This is a genomic window from Achromobacter sp. Marseille-Q0513 (assembly GCF_018195695.1).
Lineage (GTDB): Bacteria > Pseudomonadota > Gammaproteobacteria > Burkholderiales > Burkholderiaceae_B > Achromobacter.
In genome coordinates this window covers 4,195-14,295 of sequence record NZ_JAGTJY010000104.1, presented here as the reverse complement: position 1 = coordinate 14,295, position 10,101 = coordinate 4,195, and the positions used below count along the sequence as shown (strand labels likewise).

Genomic DNA, 10,101 nt, shown 5'->3' with positions numbered 1-10,101 from the left:
CCGCCCCCCCGCCCCCGCCGGCGGGCCCCGCGGCGCCCGGCCGCCCGGGCGCCCCCCACCCCCCCCCCCGGGGGGGGCGCCCCCCGCGCCCCCCCCCGCCCCCCCCGCCCCCCACCCCCCCCCCCCCCCGCCGCCCCCCGCCCCCCCGGCGGGCCGGCCCCCCCCCGCCGACCCGGCCGCCCCCGCGCCGCCGCCACCCCCCGCCGATCCTGCTGCGCCGCCAGCGCCCGTCGCACCGGCCTGTCCTGCCGCGCCTTGCTCTCCCACCGCCTTGTTCAACGCGTCCACGTTGCCCTGCAACGTATTCACCCGCGCCTGCGCATCGGCCATCGCGTGTCCGGCGGACGCCTTGGCATCGCCCTGGGCGTCGGCTTGCGCCTGGCCGCCGTCCTGTCCGTTGGACAGGCGCAGGCGGTCCTGGGTGGACGCGGCGGACGCTGCGCCCGTATCGCCGGAACGGCTGACGGTGCCGGACGCCGCGCTCTGCCCCTTGACCACGGTGGGATTGGCGCCCGCGGCCGCGCCCAGGCGCGAGCGGTACTTGGCGAAGGCTTCGGCATGCTCGTTGAAGATCCGACGCGCCTCGGCCGGATCGATCGCGCGCACGGCGTCGGCGTCGGGAATGGAGAGTTTCTGCCCGGCCTTGAGCAGATTCATGTTGCTCTGGATGAAGGCCTGCGGATTGGCGCGCCACAGGGCCACCAGCATCTGGTAGATGGAGGCGCCGGGCACCGCGTTGCGCTGCGCGATGGCGTAGAGCGTGTCGCCCGGCTTGACGTTGAGCGCGGCGCCGCCGGCGTTGGCGCCCGCGCGCGCCTTGCCGCCGACGGAAGCCGGCGTGGCATCGGCGCCCGAGCCGCGCAACGGCACCAGGATGCTGACCTGGACCTGGCGCTGGCCGGCGCTGGAACTGATGTCCAGCAGCAGATCGACCGCGCCGCTGGCTGGCGCCTGGCTCGAACGAACCCGCAGGTTCTTGCGCGAGGAGTCCATGCCGTTCTCGACGCCCACCACCAGGTCGGCCAGGGGCACCGGCGGCTTCAGGCCGGCGCGCTGCCAGGCGGCCTCGTCGGCCACCGACACGCGCAGCGATGCGATCTCGTCGGGCGTCAGTTCCTGCAGCCCGACCACGGCCTGCAGCGGTGCGCCCGGCACCGACACCACGCGCGAATGGCCCACGCGCATCGCGTACGCAGACCCGCAGACGCTCGTGCCCAGGGCCAGCGCTACCGCCCATTGCAGGGCTTTGAGACGGCGGGCTTGCATCACTTGGCGCGAACGCTGGGTCATAAGCTTGGAATTCCGTACTTGCGATCGAATGGCGGACATGCGCCCGTTCCCGGCACAGCAGTGAGAACCGGCCTCAATACATCGGAAAAGTGTAATGGATGCTGCGCGTTTCACAAACCTGAAAGGCGCGGCGGCGCTGGCCCGGCGGGGCTTTGCAGGGCTGCGCGCGGCGCGCATGCGACAAGGGCACCCGCAGGTGCCCTTGTATCGCGGCCTGGCGGCCGGGCCGCGCCGCGCTTGCGGCGCGACGCGCGGACCGGGATCAGGCTTCGGCCAGCGCGATGCGCAGCATGCGGCGCAGCGGCTCGGCGGCGCCCCACAGCAGCTGGTCGCCCACGGTGAAGGCGCCCAGGTACTGCGGGCCCATCGACAGCTTGCGCAGGCGGCCCACCGGGATGTCCAGCGTGCCGGTCACGGCCACCGGGGTCAGCGCGCGGACGGTGTCTTCCTTGGTGTTGGGAACGACCTTGGCCCACTGCGTGCCCTGGGCGATCAGCGATTCGATCTCGTCGATCGGCAGGTCGCGCTTGAGCTTGATGGTCAGCGCCTGGCTGTGGCAGCGCATGGCGCCGATGCGCACGCACAGGCCGTCGATCGGGGTGGCGGGCGTGCCGAAGGCGGCGCCGCGACCCAGGATCTTGTTGGTCTCGACCTCGCCCTTCCACTCTTCCTTGGACATGCCGTTGCCCAGATCCTTGTCGATCCAGGGAATCAGGTTGCCGCCCAGCGGCACGCCGAAGTGCTCGTGGGGCAGCGCCGGATCCTGCTGCTTGGCCAGCACGCCGCGGTCGATTTCCAGGATGGCGGACGCGGGATCATCCAGCAGCGGCTTGACCGCCTGGTTGATCTCGCCGAACTGGGTCAGCAGTTCGCGCATGTGCTGCGCGCCGCCGCCCGAGGCCGCCTGGTAGGTCATGGTGGTCATCCACTCGACCAGGTCGTTGTTGAACAGGCCGGCCAGGCCCATCAGCATGCAGCTGACCGTGCAGTTGCCGCCGATGAAGTTGCGCACGCCGCGCTTGAGCGCCGCGTCGATGACCGGGCGGTTGACCGGGTCCAGCACGATGATGGCGTCATCGGCCATGCGCAGGGTGCTGGCGGCGTCGATCCAGATGCCGTTCCAGCCCGCGCCGCGCAGCTTCGGGTAGATCTCGGAGGTGTAGTCGCCACCCTGCGCGGTAATGATGATGGGCAGTTTTTTGAGAGCGTCGATGTCGTAGGCGTTCTGCAGCGGGCCCGCGCCATCGGCCCAAGTGGGCGCGGCGCCGCCAGCGTTGCTGGTGGAGAAAAACACCGGTTCGATCAGTGCGAAGTCGTTCTCGTCGCGCATGCGCTGCATGAGCACCGAGCCGACCATACCGCGCCAGCCGACAAGGCCTACTGCTTGCTTCATTTCAATCGCTCTATAAAGGTGGAGACTAGTCCGTAGTCCGGGGAGGGGAAAAGACGTGCAACTCCTGACAATTTATCAGAATGCACGGGGATATGTTGCGGCGCAGCTTGAATAGTGGCCGGCGCGCCACGCGGCCGGCCTGCCCACCGGCGCCTGCGGCACGTTTTCATCGGGCCGCGCAGCGGCGGGACGGAAAACGGGGCCGCAAGATTTCCCGCGCGCCGGCGCCGCCGGGCGGCGGCCGGGGCAGGCATCCCGAGGCCCCTGAAAGCACGGCAAGCCGCGCCGGGAAGGCGCTGCTTGCCCGCGCATCAGGCCAGCGCCTTGAGCACGGCGTCGCCCATGCCCGCGGTGCCGACCTTGGTGGTGCCGGCTTCGTAGATGTCGGCGGTGCGCAGGCCGTCGGCCAGCACGCGGCGCACGGCGGCCTCGATGCGGTCGGCCTGCGGCGCCAGGTTCAGCGAATAGCGCAGCATCATGGCGGCCGACAGGATGGTCGCCAGCGGATTGGCGATACCCTGGCCGGCGATGTCCGGCGCGGAGCCGTGGCTGGGTTCGTACAGGCCCTGCCCGCCCGCGTTCAGCGAGGCCGAGGGCAGCATGCCGATGGAGCCCGTCAGCATGGCGGCCTCGTCCGACAGGATGTCGCCGAACAGGTTGCCGGTGACGATGACGTCGAACTGGCGCGGGTTGCGCACCAGCTGCATGGCGGCGTTGTCCACGTACATGTGCGACAGCTCCACGTCCGGGTACTCGCGCGCCACCTCGATCACCTGGTCGCGCCAGAACTGCGAGGTCTCGAGCACGTTGGCCTTGTCCACGCTGCACAGCTTCTTGCCGCGCTTGCGGGCGGATTCGAAACCGATGCGCGCGATGCGGCGCACTTCGGATTCGGCGTAGCGCATGGTGTCGAAGCCCTCGCGCTCGCCGGTGAAGGCGCCGTCAGGCGAGGCGCGCACGCCGCGCGGCGTGCCGAAATAGATGTCGCCGGTCAGCTCGCGGATGATGAGGATGTCCAGGCCGGACACGATCTCGGGCTTGAGCGACGAGGCGCTGGCCAGTTCCGGATACAGGATGGCGGGACGCAGGTTGGCGAACAGGCCCAGCGCCTTGCGCAGGCCCAGGATGGCCTGCTCGGGGCGGAATTCGCGCGGCAGGCTGTCGTACTTCCAGTCGCCCACGGCGCCGAACAGCACGGCGTGCGATTCCTTGGCCAGGTTGAGCGTGGCGGGCGGCAGCGGATGCTCGAACGCGTCGAAGGCGGCGCCACCGACCGGGGCCTGCTTGATGTCGAAGGGCACGTCCAGCGCCTTGAGCACGCGGACGGCCTGCTCGACGATTTCGGGGCCGATGCCGTCGCCCGGCAGGACTGCGATGTTGTGGGTCATGTGGTTAGGGATCCAGTGGTCGGTATGGAAATTCAGGCGATCGGACGGCTTTCGAGCCAGGGATGGCGCGCCAGGCGCTCGGCCTCGAAGGCGCGGATCTTGTCGGCGTGGCGCAGGGTCAGGCCGATGTCGTCGAAGCCGTTGAGCAGGCAGTACTTGCGGAACGGCTCGATGTCGAACTTCATGGCGCGGCCGTCGGCCGCCACCACCACCTGGCGGTCCAGGTCGATGTTGAGCTTGTAGCCGGGGAAGGCCTTCACTTCGTCGAACAGGCGCGCGACTTCCAACTCGGACAGCACGATGGGCAGCAGGCCGTTCTTGAAGCTGTTGTTGAAGAAGATGTCGGCGTAGGACGGCGCGATGATGGCGCGAAAGCCGTACTGCGTCAGCGCCCAGGGCGCGTGCTCGCGGCTCGAGCCGCAGCCGAAGTTCTTGCGCGCCAGCAGCACGGACGCGCCCTGATAGCGTGGCTGGTTCAGCACGAAGTCGGGGTTCAGCGGACGCTTGCTGTTGTCCATGCCCGGCTCGCCGTGGTCCAGGTAGCGCAGTTCGTCGAACAGGTTGGGGCCGAAGCCCGTGCGCTTGATGGACTTGAGGAACTGCTTGGGGATGATGAGGTCCGTGTCGACGTTTTCGCGGTCGAGCGGAGCCACCAGGCCTTCGTGTGTGGTGAATGCTTGCATGATGTCGGATCTCGGTGCGGGGCGCTCAGCGGAACGAGCGGACGTCGACGAAGTGGCCGGCCACGGCGGCGGCGGCGGCCATGGCCGGGCTGACCAGGTGCGTGCGGCCGCCCTGGCCCTGGCGGCCTTCGAAGTTGCGGTTGGACGTGGAGGCGCAGCGCTCGCCCGGCTCCAGCCGGTCGGCGTTCATGGCCAGGCACATCGAACAGCCGGGCTCGCGCCATTCGAAGCCGGCCTCGATGAAGATCTTGTCCAGCCCTTCGCGCTCGGCCTGCTGCTTGACCAGGCCCGAACCCGGCACCACCATGGCCTGACGCACGTTCGACGCCACGCGCTTGCCGCGCGCGACCGCCGCGGCGGCGCGCAGGTCCTCGATGCGGGAGTTGGTGCAGGAGCCGATGAACACGCGGTCCACGCGGATATCGGTCAGCGGGGTGTTGGGCTTCAGGCCCATGTATTCCAGCGCGCGCTCCATGCCGCTGCGGCGCACGTCGTCCTTTTCGCGGTCGGGATCCGGCACGCGGGAATCCACCGGCAGCACCATCTCGGGCGAGGTGCCCCAGGTGACCTGCGGCTTGATGTCGCGCGCGTCGACCTCGACCACGGTGTCGAACTTCGCGCCCGCGTCGGTGTGCAGGGTGCGCCAGTACTTGACGGCCTGGTCCCACAGCACGCCATTGGGCGCGAAGGGACGGCCGCGGAAGTAATCGACGGTCTTGTCGTCAACCGCCACCATCCCCGAGCGGGCGCCGGCCTCGATGGCCATGTTGCAGACGGTCATGCGGCCTTCCACGGACAGCGCGCGGATGGCGCTGCCGGCGAATTCGATGGCATGGCCGGTGCCGCCGGCCGTGCCGATGATGCCGATGATGTGCAGCACCACGTCCTTGGCCGTACAGCCGAAGGGCAGCTCGCCCTCGACCTTGATCAGCATGCTCTTGGCTTTCTTCATGAGCAGCGTCTGCGTCGCCAGCACGTGCTCGACCTCGGACGTGCCGATGCCGAAGGCCAGCGCGCCCAGCGCGCCGTGCGTGCTGGTGTGCGAGTCGCCACAGACCACGGTCATGCCGGGCAGCGTGGCGCCCTGCTCCGGTCCGATCACGTGCACGATGCCCTGGCGCAGGTCGTTCATGCGGAATTCGGTGATGCCGTATTTGTCGCAGTTGGCGTCCAGCGTGTCCACCTGCAGCTTGGAAACCGGGTCGTCGATGCCCTGGGCACGGTTCAGCGTAGGCACGTTGTGATCGGCGACGGCCAGGTTGGCGCCGGTGCGCCAGGGCTTGCGCCCGGCGATGGCCAGGCCTTCGAACGCCTGCGGGCTGGTGACTTCGTGCAGCAGGTGGCGATCGATATAGAGCAGACAGGTGCCGTCTGATTCCTGATGGACGATGTGGGCGTCCCAGAGTTTGTCGTAAAGGGTTTGGGCCATGGATGCGCTCGGCTGATGGACGGTCCGTCTTGTGCCGGCGCGGGATCAAGACTGGCTTGCCCGTGTCGGCCGCTGCGGCATGAGGGAATTATGCACAGGCGCTGAACCTAGTACAACTACAGTAGTTATCCTAGTATTAACACTACCATGATGCCCATGTCCGCCCGGGTCGCCGGGCGTCGGCTCCCCCACCCTCAGTGTTCGCGGCAAGCGCGAACGCGCATCCGCCGCAAGCATCAAATCCCGACAAATAATCACATATCTTCGTCAATTTAAACTAATTTGATACAGAATTAGCAAAACGCTATAAACTTGCTTTCCCTTTTGAAAGGCGATTCGAAATAATGCGAAACAAAACGCATTTTTAAGAATAAAACCTGTCATCAAAGGGAAGAATCGTGCAAGTTCGACCGTTTTCATCGATGTTGCGCGACAAAAGCACCAGACGGCCGGCGATTATCGTTTACGAATTAACAAATCTTTAATCGTCTCTTTTGACATTTACATACATTATGTCGGCCATCTAAACCCAACTCGACTCGCGAATAATCATCATGGCTACGTTCTTGCTCAAGCGCACGACTCTCGTCATCACCCTCGCGTTCGCTCCCGCAGCATTCGCGCAACCCGCTACCGGCACAGGCCCCGCCGCGGCTGAAGGCACCACCCTGAATCAGGTCATTGAACAGACCCTGCTCAGCAACCCGGAAATCCAGGCCAAGTACCACGACTTCCAGTCTTCGCTCGAAGGCCAGTCGGTGGCGCGCGCCGCGTTCTTCCCACAGGTCAACGCCCAAGGCTATGTCGGCCGTGAATACCGCAACAACGTGCCGGGCGTGGGTTCCCAACAGTGGAGCCGCCCGGGCTACAACCTGGAACTGCGCCAGCTGATTTTCGACGGCTTCCGCACCAGCAATGACGTCAAGCAGGCCGGTTTCGACAAGCTGGCCCGCTTCTATGACGTGCTGGCCACCAGCGACGCCACCGCGCTGGCCGCCACCCAGGCCTATATCGACCTGCAGCGCTACCGCGACATGGAGCTGCTGGCGCGCCAGAACTATTCGCTGCACGAGGAAACGCTCAAGCAGATCGGCCAGCGCGCCGAATCGGGCGTGGGCCGTCGCGTGGACCTGGAACAGGCCGGCGGCCGCCTGGCCCTGGCGCAGACCAACCTCATGACGGAAACCGCCAACCTGCTGGACGTGCAGCAGCGCTTCCAGCGCGTGACCGGCGCCCTGCCCCCCGAAACGCTGCAGCCGGTGCCCGACGTCGACGCCAAGCTGCCCGCCAAGCCGGGCGACTTCAACGACTCGCTGCGCCGCAACCCCAGCTTCCTGTCCAAGCAGGCCGGCCTGCAGGCCGCCGAAGCCGGCATCGCCTCGGCCAAGGGCGCGTTTTCGCCGAAGTTCGAGTTCGTGGCCTCCACCGGCCGCAACCAGAATGATCCGACCCCGGAAAACCGCCGCATCAACAGCACCAGCGTCCAGCTGATGATGTCGTATAACCTGTACCGCGGCGGCGCCGACTCGGCCCGCGTGCGCCAGACGTCCGCGCAGTCCTATGCCGCCCGCGACATCCGCGACTACACCTGCCGCAACGTGCAGCAGGATCTGGCCGTGGCCTGGAACAACATCACCAGCCTGAACCAGCGCATGCCGTTCCTGCGCGACCACGAAATCGCCACCGCCAAGGTCCGCGACGCCTATCGCCAGCAATTCCAGATCGGCCAGCGCACCCTGCTGGACCTGCTGAACACCGAGAACGAGCTGTTCGAATCGCGCCGCGCATTGACCAACGCGCAATATGACCTCAAGCTTGCGCAGTACCGCTGGCTGGCGCTGTCGCATGCGCTGTTGCCGGCGCTGTCGCTGCAGCCCGCGCGCAACGAGATGCCCGAGGAAAACGGCAAGCTGGTGGTGTCCGACGAAGTGATCAAGCAGTGCAATTCGACGGTTCCCGATGCTGCCCGCCTGGCTCCCGTGCGCGTGCAATACAACGAAGGCACGCTGCCGCCGACGTTGGTGCCGGTCAACGCTTCCGGCGCCGACGGCGCCCGGCGCGCGCCGCAAGCCAGGCCGTAATTGCGGCCTGGGCAAGGGAGGCCACATGGCCACTGAGAACCACGGTTTCTCACAACTGGACGCGGACTTCGTCCGCGTCCTGGAAGACCTGATCGACGCTTTGATCGCCAATGGCACCTTGCGCCTGACCGACTTGCCTGTGCAGGCACAACAAAAATTGACGCAACGCAAGCAACATTGCGCGCGTCTCGCGGAGCATCTGGACCTGCTGGATGACGAAGATGGACAAGTTATCTGAGAAGGCCTCCCGTGAATGGCGCGCCGACGCCCGCGCCGCCCACGATGATCCGCTGCTGGACTGCCTGGTGGAAATCACCCGGCTGCATGGCGTCGCAACCACGGCCCAGGCCCTGTCCGCCGGCCTGCCGCTGGAAGCCCACCGTCTGACCCCGGCCCTGCTGCCGCGCGCCGCCGCGCGCGCGCAGCTGTCCGCGCGCGTGGTCAAGCGCGAGCTGGACGAGATCCCCCAGGACCTGCTGCCCGCCATCCTGCTGTTGCAGGGCGAGCGCGCCTGCCTGCTGCTCAAGAAGGAAGGCGGCCAGTACCTGGTCAGCCATCCTGAACTGGGCGGCAGCTCGGTGGAAATGAGCCCCGAGGAACTGGCGCTGCAATACACCGGCCTGGTGTGCTTCGTGCGGCCGCAGTTCCGCTTCGACGCCCGCGCGCCCGAAGTCGCCAAGGTGCGCGAGCGCCATTGGTTCTGGGCCGCCATCATGGAAAACCGGCGGCTGTACCGCGACGCGCTGATCGCCGCGCTGCTGATCAACATCTTCGCCATGGCGATGCCGCTGTTCACCATGAACGTCTATGACCGCGTGGTGCCCAACAACGCCGTCGAGACGCTCTGGGTGCTGGCCCTGGGCATCACCCTGGTGGTCGTCTTCAACATGATCCTGAGCACCGCGCGCTCGCACGTGGTGGACAGCGCCAGCAAGCGCGTGGACGTGCGCCTGTCGGCGCAGATCATGGAACGCGTGCTGGACCTGCGCATGGAGGGCCGGCCGGTGTCGGTGGGCTCCTTCGCGGCCAATCTGCGCTCGTTCGAGTCCATCCGCGACTTCATCGCCTCGGCCACCATCACCACATTGGTGGACCTGCCCTTCATCCTGCTGTTCCTGCTGGCGCTGGTCTGGATCTCGCCGTGGATGGTGCTGCCGCCGCTGGTCGCCATCGTGCTGATCCTGCTGGTGTCGCTGGCCGCCCAGGCCCGCATGGAAGCGCTGACCATGGCCTCGTTCCAGGCTTCGTCGCAGCGCAACGCCACCCTGGTCGAGGCGCTGACCGGCCTGGAAGCGGTCAAGACGCTGAACGCGCAGGGTTCGATCCAGCGCAACTGGGAACGCGCCACCGAGTTCATCGCCCAGACCGGCGGCAAGCTCAAGCTGATCTCCTCGTCCACGGTGGGTTTCGTGGCGGCGGTGCAACAGCTGGTGTCGATTTCCGTGGTGGTGATCGGCGTGTACCAGGCCCAGGAATCCGCGATTTCCATGGGCGGCATCATCGCCGCGTCCATGATCGCCGGCCGCTGCCTGGCGCCGCTGGGCCAGGTCGCCGGGCTGCTGATGCAGTACCAGAACGCGCGCACCTCGCTGGCCTCGATCGACAACTATATGAAGCTGCCGATCGAACGCCCCGCCGAGGCCGAGTTCCTGCACCGCCCGGTCTTCCATGGCGCGCTGGAATTCCGCGACGTCACCTTCGCCTACCCCGGCAGCTCGCAGCCGGCGCTGAAGAAGGTGTCGTTCAAGATCAAGCCGGGCGAAAAGGTCGGCATCATCGGCCGCATCGGCTCAGGCAAGACCACGCTGGAAAAGCTGGCGCTGGCGCTGTACAAGCC

General features: G+C 67.2%; 8 protein-coding genes. 3 read left to right on the top strand and 5 right to left on the bottom strand.

Annotation, left to right across the window (positions count from 1 at the left end; genetic code table 11):
* From KDH83_RS19430 to leuC, 5 genes are all read right to left on the bottom strand, one after another.
* Positions 1 to 1,266, bottom strand: a 1,266-nt coding sequence (locus tag KDH83_RS19430) for a FimV/HubP family polar landmark protein (protein WP_249205213.1), incomplete at its 3' end; no start/stop codon positions are given.
* Between the two features lie 286 nt (positions 1,267 to 1,552).
* Positions 1,553 to 2,683, bottom strand: coding sequence for an aspartate-semialdehyde dehydrogenase (gene asd, locus KDH83_RS19425; RefSeq protein WP_103275262.1), 1,131 nt, complete (start codon positions 2,681 to 2,683; stop codon positions 1,553 to 1,555).
* A gap of 311 nt (positions 2,684 to 2,994) precedes the next feature.
* Entirely contained in the window at positions 2,995 to 4,071 is a 1,077-nt protein-coding gene (gene leuB / locus KDH83_RS19420) for a 3-isopropylmalate dehydrogenase (protein WP_212318891.1), read from the bottom strand.
* Between the two features lie 32 nt (positions 4,072 to 4,103).
* A complete protein-coding gene (leuD, locus tag KDH83_RS19415) occupies positions 4,104 to 4,754 on the bottom strand; it encodes a 3-isopropylmalate dehydratase small subunit (protein ID WP_212318889.1) in 651 nt (216 codons plus the stop codon).
* Between the two features lie 25 nt (positions 4,755 to 4,779).
* A complete protein-coding gene (gene leuC, locus KDH83_RS19410) occupies positions 4,780 to 6,183 on the bottom strand; it encodes a 3-isopropylmalate dehydratase large subunit (RefSeq protein ID WP_212318887.1) in 1,404 nt (467 codons plus the stop codon).
* A gap of 554 nt (positions 6,184 to 6,737) precedes the next feature.
* On the opposite strand from leuC, the gene KDH83_RS19405 reads away from it, so the two are divergent.
* From KDH83_RS19405 to KDH83_RS19395, 3 genes are all read left to right on the top strand, one after another.
* On the top strand, positions 6,738 to 8,264 hold the full coding sequence (locus KDH83_RS19405; protein ID WP_212318885.1) for a TolC family outer membrane protein: 1,527 nt from the start codon (positions 6,738 to 6,740) through the stop codon (positions 8,262 to 8,264).
* A gap of 25 nt (positions 8,265 to 8,289) precedes the next feature.
* A complete protein-coding gene (locus KDH83_RS19400) occupies positions 8,290 to 8,502 on the top strand; it encodes a hypothetical protein (protein WP_212318883.1) in 213 nt (70 codons plus the stop codon).
* On the top strand, positions 8,477 to 10,101 hold a 1,625-nt coding region (locus tag KDH83_RS19395), incomplete at its 3' end, for an ABC transporter transmembrane domain-containing protein (protein ID WP_249205212.1). The genes KDH83_RS19400 and KDH83_RS19395, both read left to right, overlap by 26 nt.